Raw genomic sequence first — 16,826 nt, 5'->3', positions numbered from 1 at the left:
ACATTTTGCCACAGTATACAAAACCTGTATTTTTGAGCCTTTATTAAAAGATAACTAGCATCATAATGCCAAAAACACAACAATTAGAGGATTTTGTAACACAAGTACGCAGAGATATTTTGCGTCAGGTACATAAAGTAAATTCAGGGCACCCAGGAGGTTCTTTGGGTTGTACAGAATTTTTTGTAGCACTCTATCAAGAAATAATGGATAGAAAAGATGGATTTGATATGGATGGAATAGGTGAAGACCTTTTCTTCCTTTCGAATGGTCATATCTCACCTGTTTTCTATAGTGTATTAGCCCGTAGCGGATATTTTCCGGTTGAGGAGTTAAATACTTTTAGATTAATTGACTCTCGTTTGCAAGGACACCCAACAACACATGAAGGCTTACCTGGTGTAAGGATCGCTTCGGGTTCATTGGGCCAAGGAATGTCTGTTGCCATAGGAGCTGCACAAGCAAAAAAACTTAACAATGATAATCACATAGTATATAGTTTACATGGTGATGGTGAACTTCAAGAAGGTCAGAATTGGGAAGCAATTATGTATGCCTCTGCAAAAAAAGTAGATAATCTTATTTCTACAATTGATCTTAATGGGCAACAAATTGACGGTTCCACAGATGATGTTTTGCCAATGGGAAGTATCAAAGGCAAATTTGAAGCATTTGGCTGGGATGTATTAGAAATCAAAGAAGGTAATAATATTACTGCTGTTATTGAAGGCTTAAAGGAAGCTAAAAGTAAAACCGGAAAAGGAAAACCTGTTTGCGTATTATTGCATACTGTTATGGGTAATGGTGTAGATTTTATGATGCACACACACGCTTGGCATGGAAAAGCTCCAAACGATGAGCAGTTAGCAATAGGTTTAGAACAAAATCCAGAAACTCTTGGGGATTACTAATTTATCCAAACTAAAAAGAAAATGAAAAAATATATAGACACAGGAAAAAAGGATACACGTTCAGGCTTTGGAGCTGGTTTGGAAGTTTTAGGAAAAACAAATGAGAATGTGGTTGCATTATGTGCCGATCTTATCGGTTCTCTAAAAATGGATGCCTTTATAGCTAATAATCCAGAACGTTTTTTTCAGGTTGGAATTGCTGAAGCAAATATGATGGGTATTGCAGCTGGATTGACAATTGGTGGTAAAATTCCTTTTACAGGGACATTTGCTAACTTTTCTACAGGACGCGTATATGACCAAATTCGTCAATCTATCGCTTATAGTGGAAAAAATGTAAAAATCTGTGCTTCACATGCAGGTTTAACTCTTGGAGAGGATGGGGCTACGCATCAGATTCTTGAAGATATTGGTTTAATGAAAATGCTTCCAGGAATGACTGTAATCAATACCTGTGATTATAATCAGACCAAAGCAGCTACAATTGCTATTGCAGACCATGAAGGACCAGTTTATTTACGTTTCGGAAGACCAAAAGTGGCTAACTTTACTGCAGAGGATCAAAAATTCGAAATCGGAAAAGCAGTGCAGCTTCAAGAAGGTAATGATGTTACTATTGTAGCAACAGGTCACTTGGTATGGGAAGCATTGCGAGCTGCAGAAACCCTAAACGAAAATGGTATCACTGCAGATGTGATCAATATACATACTATAAAACCTCTAGACGAAGAAGCAATTCTTAATTCTGTAAAGAAAACAGGTTGTGTTGTAACTGCTGAAGAACATAACTTCTTAGGAGGGTTAGGAGAAAGTGTTTCTAGAGTTTTAGTAAAAAACCTACCAGTACCTCAAGAATTTATTGCTACCAATGATACTTTTGGAGAAAGTGGTACTCCAGAACAACTTATGGAAAAATATGGTTTAAATGCTGCAGCTATAGTTAATGCAGTAGAAAAAGTTATAAAAAGAAAATAAGTTCATTACTTTATAAATAAAAAGCTTTCAGATATCTGAAAGCTTTTTTGTTTCTTGTCAAAAAGAAGATATAAAAAACTCCGGCAAGACCGGAGTTTTTTTATTTGTATATAACTAAATTGATTTAATTATTCTTGAACTCTCTATCATCAGCGTCTAAATGATTCCAAACTCCATCACCATCATCATCATAGAAAATAATTTCTCTTTGATCTAAAGGAATATCTTGATTAATATCTATTGATCCATCATTGTTTAAATCTCCAACAAAGGTAACCTCATCAGCTGTTGGAACTCGATCTCCATCATCATCCAGGTCAAAATAATTTGGTGAACTATCACCATCGGTATTATCATCATTATCTATAACTAATCCATCACCATCTAAATCTTCTAAATACGAAGGTATACCATCTCTATCATGATCAGATTCGTTTACATCATATAATTGTACATTAAAAATCAATGGAGCATATGCGGCAATTTGACTATTAGGTGGTCTATCATAATAAGCCAAACCTGATGGCATAAACACAACAAAATTACCAAAACCACTATAGGTAACTGTTCCATCCGGATTAGATGCAGGATTACCATCCACTGCTCCAAAAAAGTCGACAGTTGCTTCTCTGAAACCACTTACAACACTAACCAAATCAAACCACACAGGTGTGATAGCACTATCGAATACTCGACGATTAGGATCGTTATTATCTACAGGATCTTTATCATCAATGATACCATCTCCATCGGAGTCTGGTTCTGAAGCTAAGTCAGGGTTATCTACATCACTATTATCCGCTATACCGTCATCATCTGCATCTGGTCTACGATCTTCTCCATCACCTAAAGCACTACCATCTTCATTAGAATCTATGTCCGCTATATCTGGTATTCCATCTGCATCTCTATCCTGATTATCATAAAAAACCTCTCCCCTATAAGTAAGAAAAGTAGAATCCGCAGCTTTTGGTTGATTTTTTTCATCCGGAGTATCGGTACCTCTATTTAAGTTTAATATATATAAAGTATAATCAACATCATTTCTGGTTACTGTTTTTGTACTTAAAAGACCAGAACTCATGATTGAAGCTTCTCCACTATTAACTCCGGCAATAGTATCAAAATGTACCGTTTCATATTCTGGAGTACCATCATCATTTACATCTACATTAACCCTAGTATAAAAATGCGTTTCCAAATAATCTTTTAATACTATTTCTTCAGCCGCTTGTTGAGTTGTGAAGTCTCTTGGAGGAATAGTTGTAGGTCCATCATCATCATCGTTATTACACGCACATAATGCCAGTATGGCAAATCCTGTAGCGTAACAATATTTTCTTAAGTTCATCTCTTTGACTTTTTGAGGGCGCAAGATACAATTTTCTTGTACTTTTGTTTCACTATTTTTAGATATAAAACGCATTTTTAAACTTTTTTATGCGAGTTGACAAATATTTATGGTGTATCCGATACTTTAAAACAAGAAGTATAGCTACTAAAGCCTGTAAGGAAGGTAAAGTTAGAGTCAATGATGATCTAATAAAACCTTCTAGAGAAATTTATCCGATGGATAAAATTACTGTTCGTAAAAACCAAGTAAACTATGAACTTGTTGTATTAGATACACCTGACAATCGCGTTGGTGCTAAATTGGTTGATATATACCGTAAAGACACTACTCCAAAAGAAGCGTTGCAAAAATTAGATCTTTTAAAATATTCTAAAGATTATTATCGCAAAAAAGGTACCGGTAGACCTACAAAAAAAGATCGTAGAGATATTGACGAGTGGTTTGAACCTGATACTAAAGATGAAGAAGAATAAGTTGTGCTTTTAATTTGTTATATCTGTTATTAAGAGTAACAAACTCTTTTTTATCTTTGAGAATTCATAATAGATCCAACACTAATGGTGTTTTCAATATTCTAAAGCATGCAAACTGACAATAATATTATCCTTACTCACGAGCAGATTCAGCATAAAATAAAACGAATTGCTTATCAGATTTATGAATCTAATGTTAATGAAACAGAAATTGTTATTGCAGGTATTGCTAAAAATGGTTTTGTTTTCGCTAAACGCCTAAAAGACATTTTAGAGGAAATCTCAGATATTAAAGTAATTCTCTGTGAAGTTACAATGGATAAAACTGCTCCACAAAATACTGTACAGACTTCTATAGAAGTTTCTGACTATGAAGACAAAGCCCTAATACTAATAGATGATGTTTTAAATTCTGGAACGGCACTTATATATGGTGTAAAACATTTTCTTGAGGTGCCTTTAAAGAGATTTAAAACAGCTGTTCTTGTAAACCGAAATCATAAAAAGTATCCTATTAAAGCTGATTTCAAAGGAATTTCATTATCTACATCATTACACGAACACGTAAAGGTAACTTTTGGTGACAAAGATGTTGCTATTTTAGAATAGCAAGGTCATAATTTCGTTTACAATTTGATCAGAAGTTTTTTTATCGGTTATGATCTTATACTCTGCTTGATTATAGTAAAACGATCTTTCGAATAAATGTTTTCTAACAAAATCTTTCAGTTCCTCTTCGGAATTGGTGTGAGAAATCAGAGGTCGTTTGTTTCGTTCCTTAAATAATCTTTGTACCAATTCTTCTAATGATGTGTTAAGATAAATACTTTTCGCTTTCTCATTCTGTTTTACAATTTCTATGTTACCCGCAAAACAAGGAGTCCCTCCTCCTAAAGATATAATCGTATTATTATAGTTTCCTAAAACTTCTTCAAGATAAAATGATTCCTTTTTTCTAAAATATATTTCTCCATGATTTTCAAAAATTTCTGGAATTGTTTTTTTTTCACAGGTTTCTATATAATCATCTAAATCTAAATAATCCATTTGAACCATTTCACTTAAACTTCTTCCAATCAAGGATTTACCACTCCCCATATACCCCATCAAAACAATATTCATACGATCAATTTTATATAGCTTTTATTCAAAAAAAATATCATTTAAAATAAAATGCAAATTTATATGAATTTCTTCTTGAAAAATAAATTAATGATAGTATATTTGCACCCGCATTCAAGGAAAAAGAATGTATGACCTGGTAGCTCAGTTGGTAGAGCATCTCCCTTTTAAGGAGAGGGTCCTGGGTTCGAGCCCCAGCCCGGTCACAATAAATGGATACTACTATTCATTATGTTCTTAAAAATACTTTGATAATAATTTTATCAATGACCTGGTAGCTCAGTTGGTAGAGCATCTCCCTTTTAAGGAGAGGGTCCTGGGTTCGAGCCCCAGCCAGGTCACTAAAAAGTATCGTATATTCTGCGATACTTTTTTGGTTTTATACTATATTAGAATATTATTACACCTACCCGGGTGCTGGAATTGGTAGACAGGCATGGTTGAGGGCCATGTGTCCATTAGGGCGTGTGGGTTCGACTCCCATCCCGGGTACTTTTCTTTTCAAACTTAAAACTACAGATCAGTAAAAATAAACTCTTGATGATTTCATTTTTTTAACTAATCTTTTATAATTTTCGAATTACAAAAACTTTATATATCCAACTGTATGTTTGGTATACTCTTATGAATATATTCAAATGTTTTACCATAAGTTTTTGTAAAACATTTCACTTTTTAACAGTTTCATTCTTTTTTTTAACAAATCATAAAAAGATAAACGCTAATATTTGAGTAGTTTTGTTTAACACTTACAATAAAAAGGTGAACAATATTAAACAAATTTTCAGCATTAAAGACCTCGAAAACTTATGCGGGGTTAAAGCACATACCATCCGAATTTGGGAAAAGAGGTATAATCTGTTAAGTCCAAATCGTACTGAAACCAATATAAGGACTTATAGTTTAAAAAGCTTACAGAAATTACTAAATGTTACTTATCTGGTAAATAGTGGCTATAAAATATCTCGAATATCAAAGTTAAATGAAGAGGAAATCAATGAATATGTAAGAAGAATAGTCTCTGATAATAGCACCAAAAACCAAGCGATTAATTCATTTAAAATTGCAATGCTCAATTATGACTTGGAACTGTTTTTAAGCACTTATGAGCAACTATCCGAAAAAAGAACATTTAGACAAGTCTTCTGCGATGTATTCATTCCATTATTAACTGAGATCGGGTTACTATGGCAAACAGATACTATAAATCCTTCACATGAGCATTTTATAACCAATCTTATTAAACAAAAACTTCTGGTTAACATTGAAAAATTACAATATGCTCAACCCACTAAAACTGATAAGGCTTTTATTCTTTATTTACCAGAAAATGAGATCCACGAACTCGGTCTTTTATATGTAAACTACGAAATTTTACTTAGAGGCTATAGAGCTGTTTATTTAGGTGCTAGTATACCTTTAGATAGCCTTCCTAATATGTTAGGTTTTCATGAAAACACAATATTTGTATCATACTTCACCATAAAACCAGAAAAGGAAAAAATAGCAGAATATGTACAAGAGTTTAATGACATTGTATGTTCTGATAAAAAGAACGAATTATGGATGTTAGGCAAACAGATTATTCACGTATCACAAAATAGCGCTAACAATCATCGTTACTTTAACTCTATTAATGATCTAATTCTAGAACTTTAGAATATATATGCCCAAAAAAGTAGTAATTATAGGTTCAGGATTTTCGTCTCTCTCAGCATCATGTTATTTATCACAGTTAGGATATGATGTAACGATTTATGAAAAAAACTCTACTATCGGAGGAAGAGCAAACCAACTAAAAAAACAAGGTTTCACATTTGATATGGGACCTTCTTGGTATTGGATGCCTGATGTTTTTGAAAGTTTTTTTAATGATTTTGACTTTTCTACATCGGATTTTTATAGTTTACAAAAACTTAATCCTGCATATAAAGTCTTCTTTAAAAACAATGAAAATATATCTATTGCCGATTCTATGGAAAAGATATGTGACACATTTGAACAAGAAGAAAAAGGTAGTGCAGATAAACTAAAAGAATTTATTAATACCGCTAGAGACAACTACGAAATAGCTATTAATAATTTGGTATATCGTCCCGGGATTTCAGCTGCAGAGTTGGTAACAAAAGATACCATAACAAGGTTAGGAAGATTTTTTAGTACTATTTCTAGAGATGTACGGAAGGATTTTAAAAACGAAAAGTTAGTCAAGATTCTGGAATTTCCTGTATTATTTCTGGGAGCAAAACCTAGCAATACACCTGCATTTTATAGTTTTATGAACTATGCAGATTTTGGATTAGGAACCTGGCATCCCAAAGGTGGAATGTATCAGGTTATTTTAGGAATGGAAAAGTTGGCAAAATCTCTGGGAGTTGAAATCTATACCAAAACTAACGTAGAAAAAATCATTGTAGAAAAGAAAATGTCTACAGGCATATTAGTGAATTCTAAAAGAATCGATGCAGATATAGTATTATGCGGAGCCGATTATCATCATGGAGAATCACTTCTGGATCCTGAACATAGACAATATTCTGAAAAATATTGGTCGAATAAAACCTTTGCTCCTTCTTCTTTACTTTTTTATGTTGGTTTTGACAAAAAGCTAAAAAACATTAATCATCATAATTTATTTTTTGACACTGATTTTGATACTCACACCAAAGACATTTATGATAACCCCAAGTGGCCGAAAGAACCTCTTTTTTATGCAAATTTCACATCATTAACGGATAGTGATACAGCTCCGGAAGGTTGTGAAAATGGTTTTTTCCTTATTCCTTTAGCTCCGGGAATTGAAGATACAGCAGAACTTAGGGAAACTTATTTTAACAAAATTATAACCCGTTTTGAAAATCTAACTGATCAAAACGTTCAAAATAATATTATCTTTAAAGAAAGCTTTTGTGTTAAAGACTTTATAAAAGAGTATAATTCATATAAAGGAAATGCCTATGGAATGGCAAATACCTTAATGCAGACAGCATTTCTGAGACCAAAGTTAAAAAGTAAAAAAGTAAAAAACTTATTTTTTACTGGGCAGCTTACCGTACCAGGACCTGGAGTGCCTCCGTCGTTAATTTCAGGAAAACTGGTAGCAGGATTAATTGAAGATCAATATAAATTATCAAAAAAAGCAATATTACAGCCAGTATAACAACTCCTTAAAACACCCATATACATGAAATCGATTTTTGATTCCGTTTCTTACAATTGCAGTAAACTTGTTACCAACTCTTATAGCACCTCTTTTTCGCTAGCATCAAAAATGTTATCGGATTCTATAAGACAAGACACCTATAATATATATGGTTTTGTAAGATTTGCCGATGAAATTGTAGATTCTTTTCACGACTATGACAAAGAGAAATTGTTGAATGATTTTGAAGCTGAAACACATAAAGCAATTAAAGAAAAAATAAGCCTCAACCCAATTCTTAACTCCTTCCAAAGTACTGTACATAAGTACAACATTCAACCAGAACTATATCAAGCATTTATTAACAGCATGCGTCTGGATTTACATAAAACTACTTATCATACAGATCAAGAGTATAAAGATTACATTTATGGATCTGCCGATGTTGTTGGACTAATGTGCTTAAAGGTTTTTGTAAAAGGAGATGAAAAAAAATATAATGAACTTAAGGATAGTGCAATGAGTTTAGGATCAGCATTCCAAAAAGTTAATTTTCTAAGAGATCTTAAAGAAGATTATGAGGATTTAAATAGAACTTATTTTCCGAACACCGATCTTAGAGAATTGGATGAAGCTTCTAAAATAAGAATCATTAAAGAAATAGAAGAAGATTTTGAAAAAGGACTAAAAGGTGTTTTAAGACTTCCTGTAGAAGCTAAATTTGGAGTATACACCTCATATATTTATTATAAAAAATTACTTAATAAATTAAAATCTACACCTTCATTAGAAATCAAAAACACTCGTATAAGAGTACCTAATTATCAAAAAATTGGTTTATTAGCTAAATCATATTTCGATTATCGATTGAATCTAATCTAAATACCCAATGAGTATCTTAGTCTGGATATTAGTTTTCCTTGCTGCATTTTGCTTTATGGAATTTATGGCATGGTTTACCCATAAATACGTAATGCATGGTTTTCTATGGTCATTACACAAAGACCATCACCATAAAGATCATAATAGCTGGTGGGAACGTAATGATCTATTCTTCGTGTTTTATGCAGTGATTAGTATGTCTTGTATTATGTTACACGACCCAATTACTTTTTGGGTAGGAAAACCTATTGGATTTGGTATTCTGGCATACGGAATTGCTTATTTTATAGTTCATGACATTTTTATACATCAACGATTTAAATTATTCAGAAATGTAAATCATTGGTATGCCAAAGGCGTGAGAAGAGCTCACAAAATTCATCATAAACATTTAGACAAAAGTAAAGGAGAATGTTTTGGGATGTTGTTTGTTCCTTTTAAGTATTTTAAACAGTAAAGTTTTAACAATTATTCTGCCAGAAGCTGGTCTAAGGTTTCTCTTACTTTATCACTATTCCAATTTGCAGCCCCAACTTTATGAATAACAATATTTCCTTTTTTATCTATAACATATGTTCCCGGAATAGGTTTATGCTGAAAAGGTTTGGGATGCGCAGATAAAGATCTATATATTGGATAATAATAGTTTTTATCGTTCATAAACTTATTCAGTTCAGGGTCATCATCTTCTGTAAGAAAAACGAAAACAACCTTATCCTTATAATCATTATATAGTTTCTGAAGCGAAGGCATCTCTGCAATACAAGGCGGACACCAGGTAGCCCAATAATTTAGTACAACAACTTTTCCTTGTGCAGTATCAAAATTCATAGACTCTGTATTGACTCCATGAAGTTTCCAATCATAACTTGCCACTTGGGTTCTTTCATCAACTTCTACTATACCCGGACTAAAAGAAAATATTCTGGTTAAAAAAATCTGCATCATCCCTCTTGTATTGGGTATGAAAAAAAGTATTAAAAGAATTACAAAAAGTAAGTTAGAAATGTTCTTTTTATTGAACTTCATGCATGTTTATTTTAAATCAATATTAATTCTGTCTCAAAATTCTCATCAGCTTACAAATTTATATAAATTAATAAAGCGCAATCAATGATCGCGCTTTAAACTAACAAAAAAACAACAATGAACTATTTTTATTATACTCTCCGGCTAAAGAAGGTATTAAGTTCAAAATGTATTCTTATATTTTTTATTAAGGTGCATTACGAGTTACTTTAATTGAGTTAGAAAGACTAAAACACCCTTTTAGATCATTAGCATTCATTCCTACTTCTGCACCTTCTAATCCATCTTCAAAACGCAGATACCAAATCAAACAAACTCCAACGCCAGTATCGTCAAAGTCTATTCCTTGCACCATTTCCAGCGTACCTGGTAACCCAAGTATTTCACCCTGGTCATCAGTTATTACCCAAGTTCTATTTGTTCCTGAAGCATCACCGCTTAATGTGATCCCACTTACCATGTCTGGTGTTCCATCAACAGTAAAAACAAACTCATTATTAGTCCCACCAGATATCATTCCTGCATTGGCATTACAGTTTCGAACTACTTCAATAGAATTAGATAAATCAAATGTTCCTGTAATGTCACCTACTGTGGCAGCAGTTGCTATATTAGAATCGTCTTCGTAACGAGCATACCAGATAAAACAAGTTCCCGGTCCAGCTGCATTAAAATCAACACCCTCTACCATTTCTAAAGTTCCCGGACGTCCTAAAATATTATCCATTTCGTCTGTAATCACCCAAGTACTGTTGGTACCAAAGGCATTGGTATCATCTAGCATGATACCGCTTACCATATCCGGTGTTCCATCTACATCAAAACTGAAAGGTCCTCCAGAAATTTTACCTGCATTGGTTACTTGATTTCTAACCACTTCAATAGAGTTAGATAAATCAAATCTTCCTGTAATTTCGCCTACAGTAGCTGCTGTTGTGATATTAGAATCATCTTCAAAGCGTGCATACCAAATAAAACAGTTACCCGGTCCTGCATCATCGAAATTTACACCTTCTACCATTTCTAAAGTTCCAGGGCGCCCCAAGATATTATCAGAATCATCAGTAATTACCCAGGTACTATTACTCCCAATAGCACCGGCGCTGTTTAATGTAATTCCGGAAACCATATCAGGTTCTCCATCTACATCAAAACTAAATGGTCCTCCTGAAATAGTTCCTGCATTAGGTATTACAGGTAATACAGGTGTATCATCATCATCGCTACAAGAGGTTGCAACAAATCCTATTGCTAAAACCCCTATAATTAATTTTTTAAACATTGCTTTTTGTTTTATGATTATTATTACAGGATAAAAATATCCACATAAAACATTATAAAATGTTAGCTAACTAACATTGACCTTATTAAGCAACATTTTTAAATCGAATTTCTTTCCTATTGAAGTCAATAACATTTGATTCTTTGAGTTCATTCATTAAGATATTGAGGGTAGGCCTCGAAGATCCTATCAAATTAGCTATATCCTTTTGGGTATACGGATGCTGAATAACGGTATCCCCTGTTTCGGGACAGCAATAGCCATAGTCTTCTTTTAGTTCATCCAAAAATTCTAACAACCTGGTTTTAGTATCTTTAAAAAGAAGTAATTGCAACCTTCTTTCTAATCGTTTAAAACGCAAGCCTATAAATTTGTACACCTTAAGGCTAAAGGTTTGATTATCTCGCATCAATTCGTGCATTGTCTGCACTCCGATCGGACAAATGGAAGTAGTATTATCTAAAGATTGGGCAAATTCACTTCTTTTGTTTTCACCTAGTATTGCTTTTTCCCCAAAAATCTCACCTCTAGTTAAAATAGCTTTTACTACTTCTTGTCCTTCTTCAGAATAATATCCTATCTTGACCTTACCGTGCTCTATCAGATAGACTTTGTTGGCTGAGTCTTCCTCAAAATAGATATAGTCATTTTTCTTGTAGGCATCAAAATCATGATCCTTCTTGTACTTTTTAAATTTATGAGGACACAACACTTTAAACAGGTTGGCATCCTCAAAAAACCATATTGAACCCATGATGATTGTGTTTTAAGATGTTAGTTATGAGTTCTTGTCGTAAAAATTTCAACAACCTTACAGTAAAACACAAAAAACTCCCAAAGAATTATCTTCGGGAGTTATGAGGTATTTTAATGCAATGACCTATTAAATAATTCTATCTCGAATCGTTGATAAACTATCATTGGACAAAAGTTTTCCATCTTTAAAAACGGTTTTTAGCAATCCAAGATCTTCTTCCTGTTTAGTTACTTGATCTTTAAACCTTACTTCTCCCTCTTCTTCATATATATGAATCAAACCTTTTGCGGACTTTTTGGTTCCATCGTCTGTAACTGGATCCTTGAAAATTTCTCTTCCTTCGCCATTAACTTCTACATATGTTGCTTTCATAGCAAAACCAAAGGTATCCCGAGTATTATATTGATATGTAAAGCTTCCAATTCCCAATACTACATTGGTAGAAGCAAATCCCTTTTGTTTTAATCGCTCACATATTTGTGTAGCTCTATCTATAGTAATACTATCACCATAAATAGCTCCAATTTTTGGATTTAGTACCTTATATCCTTGTTCATTTATTGTTCCTCCGAATTCATCCCAAAGTAATTCGATCACGCCTTTGGCGATTATAGGATTTTCATCTTCACAACCACATATGATATCTACGGGATCTCCAGAATCCGGTCTAATGACTAGCTTACCTTCTCTTTCTAGAATTTCATTTTTTAACTTAGGAAGATATTCTGTAAGTACTTTCCAGAGATCCCAGGTATCAGACACTACTGATAAAATTCCTGTCGGGTAAGTTTCTAATAATCTTCTAAATGTACCAATCTCATCATCTTTACTACCAGCACACATCACACTGTGCTCCGTTGCATTAACACTACCAATTACTAATTCTTTGGTCACATCTGCATTATAATACGTTTCAAAAGCCTTAGCGACTGGAAGCGTATCACTACCGGAAAAAGACAAGGCGTGTCCCATACCACTGAGAATAGAAGATTCTGTTCCAGACATACCCCGCATAGAAAAGTCATGACCTTGCCAAGTTATAAAACCAGTATTATCTCTATCAGTTTCTGAAGCAAAAGCCATTAATATCTTCTGATATTGTTTAGCAATAGTAGCAGAAGTACAAGGTTGCCAAATAATATTAGACAATAAGGTTTCCAGATAATTTGTGAGCCAAAAGAACTCAGGTTTGGTGTTGACCAGCGTAAACATTGGCACTCGAATCGGAACCTCTGTACCCTCTGCTAATGCTTTAATTTCTATTGGCAAAAATCCTAAATCATGAAGCTGTTCTATATGAGTAATATCATAATCAATGCCTAAATAATGATCAACATACTTTTTATATTCTGAAACCACCTGTTCTTTTGGGGCATTAAAAAAATGTTCATCAAATTGCTTAATAAGATATTCCTTAATAAAATACTGCAACCCAAAAAATACTACATTATCAATTCCTTCTATTCTACTTTTTCTGGGAGTCCAGTTAGAATACACTAAAGTGGTACCATCTGGATATTGTTCTCTATGTCCTAATTTATAACCGTCTGTTAATAGTAGTGGATTCATAGCTTATATTATTTTGCGTTAATTATACGCAAATATAGTTTTTATTTTTAAACTGATAAAATTTTGAAAGAATTTTCTTTTGGATTATTTCAAAAATTGGCAGGAAACATGCTAGTTTTCATACTTGCGATTCATGTATTCTTTAAATACTTTTTGAAAACCACTAAGATCTACCTTTGCCTTTTTAACTTCTGAAGCTTCCTTGTATTCTATGTAGTTGGTCTTCCCTTCTTTCGCAAAGAACCGTATACCCTCTATTACTTTTCCCTTGTCTCCCGTGACTACATATCCTCTAAAAACTTCAGGATCTTTTGGACGTTGTTTCTCCCCTTTTTGCATTTCATTAATTAAAGCCACCATAAAATCGTTAAAAAAAGAATGTATATCCTTATGAGAAAAAATTTCTGGGTTCTCAAAATACATTTTCTGAATATCTACCAAATCTAACTTGCCCGAATGTTCCCGAAAACCAGTGGTTCCATAACCATATGTTTGATCATTTTGATCATATATAAATATGGTGCTATTTGCCGGTAGATTATCAACATTTCCTTTTATATAATATTTTGATCCTATATTCTCTCCATTTATATTATAAGAAGTAATCCAACTATTGTTCTCTCTAAATAATTGTATTTCCAGCTTCTCTCCTGCCGCAGCTAAGGTTGGTGACCCTATGATAATACTATCTCCTTGCTGAATCATAGAAGTTCGCTGATAATAGTGCATTGCAAATACATCTATATACAATTCTGCAATTTTTTGGTTCACTACTTTCTTAGAGAATATACCCGAAGGTACTTCTTCATACTCATATCCATCTATTATTTTATCATTCTTATAAACCGATTTGATGTTTAATTTTGGTTTATACAAATCTTTCGTATAAGCTTCATATTGTTCTTCATTCATCACCTCCCCTTCTTCCTCCTGGAAACCTTCTTTTTCAGTAGCTTCAGCTCCTAATGCCATTTGATAGACATCCAAAGAATATTGAAATTTTGCTTCTCCATTCTCATAATAATCTACTCTGGGGAACTCACTATTACCTTTTGAGAAATAACCATTATATGGTTTGCCATTATTATAAAAACCTTTATATGTTTTTTGGGGTTTTTCGACAATAATAAAGGAATCGTATTCAATGAAGTCATCCATATTTTGAGAATTTACAAGATTAGATAAAACGATACAGCATATTAAAAGAAGAGTAACTCTGACGCTACTTTTAGTTTTATATCCTAAAGGAAATTTGACAGCAATCATATATAGAATTTTAGAAGATAAAAATCGATACTATTTTTCACAAAAAACACTTTGTTTTCAGCTAAAACAGGGCGCACTAATTTCGGCCTTTTTCATCAGGATACAAAGAAGGTAGTGGATCACTTTGCCAAAGTTCTTTGGTATTGACATCTAATATGGTGAGTTTTCCGGTAAAAGCAGCACCTGTATCTACGTTCCAAAGGTTATATGCTTTTATTGGGGTATACTTTTTATAATCCGTAGTAGGTGTATGCCCTATATAAATTTCTTGGTAATGATTGAATCGTTTTGGAGAAGTAAGCATATCTGCTAGGTTTTTTTCTTCTACTTTATCTGCCAGTAAAGCTGCTTCCCATAAGGTTCTGTCCCAGAAATAATTAGACTCATATTCTTCCTTCCCTACTCCATGCATAGATGTAAATCCAGCGTGAACAAAAAGCCTGTTTTCTGTATCTATATAATAATTCTGAAGTTCATTAAAAAACTGTCGATGTGAATCATTCGTAAGCAAGCCAGATTGAATATAACTATCAATTGTTTCTTTTCCTCCGTGCGCTAACCAAACTGGATTGGTTGCCCCTTTATCCAACCATAAACCGCACCACAAATCGTGATTCCCTCTTATAAAGACACAGGAATTAGTTTCTGATAATTCAATAAGTTTCTGAATAGTTTCTGCAGATTCACTCCATCCATCAACATAATCTCCTAAGAAAATTAAAGTATCTTCTGCTGTTACTTTAGCCCTGTCCAAAACTTGTATCAGTGCTTTATATCCTCCGTGTATATCTCCAATTACTAGTATTCTCATAACCATTTCTTTCAGACCTGTCAGGTTTTTAAAACCTGACAGGTCTATTATTTCAAGCTTTAAACTCAATATATTCTGGAGCAACCATGTCTGTTAACCAAACTCCGTTATCTGATTGATAAAACTCAATACCCTTTCGATACATATCTCCGGATCTAACCGTTAATATTATTGGAACCCCTCTTCCGGAACCTACTCGCATAGCTGTTTCTCTTTCCTCACTAAGATGTACGTGATGTCGATTCATTTTTAGTAAACCATTTCTTTTAATATCTTCTCTAAACTTACCTACTGTTCCATGATATAAAAATTCTGGTGGCTTTATAGGTGTGTACTCCAAATCAACTTGTATAGAATGGCCTTGATTTGCTCTGATCTTTGTTTCATCTTCATTGAATGCAAAACGTTTTTTATCATTTGTTTCAACAACTTCTTTTAAGATATCTATATTTAATTGCTTACGCTGTGTATTCGCCTTGTTTATTAATTCGCCTACATTTGCCCAGCCATTTTCATCCAGCTCTAGTCCAATCTTACCCGGATTGTGTCTAAGGATAAGGCTTAGAAATTTACTTATTTGTTTTGTATTTGTTTTCATTGTTTTTCTTTTTGTCAATCTGCTCCCGTCTGAGAGTAATTCTTCTATAAATTTACTTCGACAATGCCTGTCCTGAGTTTATCGAAGGGCTCAGCATGACACTTTAACTCGATTTACCAGTTCTACTTATTATTCTTTTTAATTCTTCATAATCCGAAAGCACCGTAAAAAGATCATGTTCACATTCAGGTATAATATTTAATTTTAATGAGTTTATAATTTCATTCCAAAAATCACCAATTAAAAATATTTTAGGTCTATTAACTTTTGACTCTTTTCTAATAATATCTAATGTTAAAAACACTTCTGACAATGTTCCAATACCTCCTTTTTGAACAATAAAAAGATCTGTATTATCAATTAATATTTCTAATCGCTGATAAAGGGTTTCTGTCACAATGGTTTCAGTTAGAAAATCATTTCCTTTTTCTGGCCCTACTTGTTTACAAGTAACTCCAACAGCCTTTCCTCCTTCATCGGTAATTCCTTTAGAAACAGCTTCCATCATTCCTCCGTACCCTCCGTTTTTAACTGCATACCCTTTTTCAGCTAAGAAGGAACCAATTAATAAGGTTTCTTTATACTCTTTACTTTCTCGATTCTTACCAGATCCTCCAAATAGTGCCGCGTATTTCACTTCTTTCATTTTCATCTC

The 16,826-nt window shown here is 33.2% G+C and carries 18 protein-coding genes and 3 tRNA genes; 11 read left to right on the top strand and 10 right to left on the bottom strand.

The window, feature by feature from the left end; genetic code table 11:
* The first annotated feature begins 65 nt into the window (after positions 1-65).
* Together J8M14_RS21520 and J8M14_RS21515 are read left to right on the top strand one after the other, a co-directional pair.
* Positions 66-911 carry a transketolase gene (locus J8M14_RS21520; RefSeq protein ID WP_211076892.1) on the top strand — a complete coding sequence of 282 codons (846 nt, stop codon included), beginning with the start codon at positions 66-68 and terminating at the stop codon, positions 909-911.
* A gap of 21 nt (positions 912-932) precedes the next feature.
* A complete protein-coding gene (locus J8M14_RS21515; RefSeq protein WP_211076891.1) occupies positions 933-1,886 on the top strand; it encodes a transketolase C-terminal domain-containing protein in 954 nt (317 codons plus the stop codon).
* A gap of 124 nt (positions 1,887-2,010) precedes the next feature.
* On the opposite strand, the gene J8M14_RS21510 is transcribed toward J8M14_RS21515, so the two are convergent.
* Positions 2,011-3,237: a hypothetical protein gene (locus J8M14_RS21510; RefSeq protein ID WP_211076890.1), complete on the bottom strand. Its 1,227-nt coding sequence runs from the start codon at positions 3,235-3,237 to the stop codon at positions 2,011-2,013.
* A gap of 89 nt (positions 3,238-3,326) precedes the next feature.
* Here J8M14_RS21510 and J8M14_RS21505 point away from each other — a divergent pair, with 89 nt between their 5' ends.
* Positions 3,327-3,713, top strand: a complete 387-nt coding sequence (locus J8M14_RS21505; protein WP_211076889.1) for a S4 domain-containing protein — start codon at positions 3,327-3,329, stop codon at positions 3,711-3,713.
* A 108-nt stretch (positions 3,714-3,821) separates the two neighbouring features.
* Positions 3,822-4,322, top strand: coding sequence for a phosphoribosyltransferase family protein (locus tag J8M14_RS21500; protein ID WP_211076888.1), 501 nt, complete (start codon positions 3,822-3,824; stop codon positions 4,320-4,322).
* Here J8M14_RS21500 and J8M14_RS21495 read toward each other — a convergent pair.
* On the bottom strand, positions 4,314-4,835 hold the full coding sequence (locus tag J8M14_RS21495) for a shikimate kinase (RefSeq protein ID WP_211076887.1): 522 nt from the start codon (positions 4,833-4,835) through the stop codon (positions 4,314-4,316). The genes J8M14_RS21500 and J8M14_RS21495 overlap by 9 nt on opposite strands.
* A gap of 133 nt (positions 4,836-4,968) precedes the next feature.
* On the opposite strand from J8M14_RS21495, the gene J8M14_RS21490 reads away from it, so the two are divergent.
* The 7 genes from J8M14_RS21490 (at position 4,969) to J8M14_RS21460 (ending at position 9,316) form a co-directional block, all read left to right on the top strand.
* Positions 4,969-5,041: transfer RNA gene (locus tag J8M14_RS21490), tRNA-Lys, on the top strand.
* 62 nt (positions 5,042-5,103) lie between these two features.
* Positions 5,104-5,176: transfer RNA gene (locus J8M14_RS21485), tRNA-Lys, on the top strand.
* A 67-nt stretch (positions 5,177-5,243) separates the two neighbouring features.
* Positions 5,244-5,327 (top strand) — tRNA-Leu (locus J8M14_RS21480).
* Positions 5,328-5,597: 270 nt separating this feature from the next.
* Entirely contained in the window at positions 5,598-6,494 is an 897-nt protein-coding gene (locus J8M14_RS21475; protein ID WP_211076886.1) for a MerR family transcriptional regulator, read from the top strand.
* Between the two features lie 7 nt (positions 6,495-6,501).
* Positions 6,502-7,995 carry a phytoene desaturase family protein gene (gene crtI / locus J8M14_RS21470; protein WP_211076885.1) on the top strand — a complete coding sequence of 498 codons (1,494 nt, stop codon included), beginning with the start codon at positions 6,502-6,504 and terminating at the stop codon, positions 7,993-7,995.
* A gap of 24 nt (positions 7,996-8,019) precedes the next feature.
* On the top strand, positions 8,020-8,859 hold the full coding sequence (locus tag J8M14_RS21465) for a phytoene/squalene synthase family protein (protein ID WP_211076884.1): 840 nt from the start codon (positions 8,020-8,022) through the stop codon (positions 8,857-8,859).
* 7 nt (positions 8,860-8,866) lie between these two features.
* The gene (locus J8M14_RS21460) at positions 8,867-9,316 is read left to right on the top strand and encodes a sterol desaturase family protein (RefSeq protein ID WP_211076883.1); all 450 of its coding nucleotides are present in this window, start codon (positions 8,867-8,869) and stop codon (positions 9,314-9,316) included.
* 11 nt (positions 9,317-9,327) lie between these two features.
* Here the strand turns inward: J8M14_RS21460 and J8M14_RS21455 are convergent, their stop codons facing one another.
* The 8 genes from J8M14_RS21455 to J8M14_RS21420 all read right to left on the bottom strand — a co-directional run bounded on the left by J8M14_RS21455 (position 9,328) and on the right by J8M14_RS21420 (position 16,823).
* On the bottom strand, positions 9,328-9,888 hold the full coding sequence (locus tag J8M14_RS21455; protein ID WP_211076882.1) for a TlpA disulfide reductase family protein: 561 nt from the start codon (positions 9,886-9,888) through the stop codon (positions 9,328-9,330).
* A gap of 187 nt (positions 9,889-10,075) precedes the next feature.
* Positions 10,076-11,170, bottom strand: coding sequence for a hypothetical protein (locus J8M14_RS21450; RefSeq protein WP_211076881.1), 1,095 nt, complete (start codon positions 11,168-11,170; stop codon positions 10,076-10,078).
* A gap of 85 nt (positions 11,171-11,255) precedes the next feature.
* Positions 11,256-11,924, bottom strand: coding sequence for a Crp/Fnr family transcriptional regulator (locus J8M14_RS21445; protein WP_211076880.1), 669 nt, complete (start codon positions 11,922-11,924; stop codon positions 11,256-11,258).
* 129 nt (positions 11,925-12,053) lie between these two features.
* Positions 12,054-13,496 (bottom strand): nicotinate phosphoribosyltransferase, encoded by a 1,443-nt coding sequence (locus J8M14_RS21440; protein WP_211076879.1) that lies wholly within the window; start codon positions 13,494-13,496, stop codon positions 12,054-12,056.
* 111 nt (positions 13,497-13,607) lie between these two features.
* Entirely contained in the window at positions 13,608-14,762 is a 1,155-nt protein-coding gene (locus J8M14_RS21435) for a hypothetical protein (protein WP_211076878.1), read from the bottom strand.
* Positions 14,763-14,838: 76 nt separating this feature from the next.
* Positions 14,839-15,573 carry a metallophosphoesterase family protein gene (locus tag J8M14_RS21430; RefSeq protein WP_211076877.1) on the bottom strand — a complete coding sequence of 245 codons (735 nt, stop codon included), beginning with the start codon at positions 15,571-15,573 and terminating at the stop codon, positions 14,839-14,841.
* Positions 15,574-15,625: 52 nt separating this feature from the next.
* On the bottom strand, positions 15,626-16,171 hold the full coding sequence (locus J8M14_RS21425; protein WP_211076876.1) for an RNA 2'-phosphotransferase: 546 nt from the start codon (positions 16,169-16,171) through the stop codon (positions 15,626-15,628).
* 103 nt (positions 16,172-16,274) lie between these two features.
* Complete coding sequence (locus J8M14_RS21420) at positions 16,275-16,823, bottom strand: LOG family protein (protein ID WP_211076875.1); 549 nt, start codon at positions 16,821-16,823, stop codon at positions 16,275-16,277.
* Positions 16,824-16,826 lie beyond the last annotated feature (3 nt).

The sequence above is a fragment of the Aquimarina sp. MMG016 genome, assembly GCF_018100805.1.
Classification (GTDB): Bacteria; Bacteroidota; Bacteroidia; order Flavobacteriales; family Flavobacteriaceae; genus Aquimarina.
This window is presented reverse-complemented; position numbering and strand designations above follow the sequence as displayed.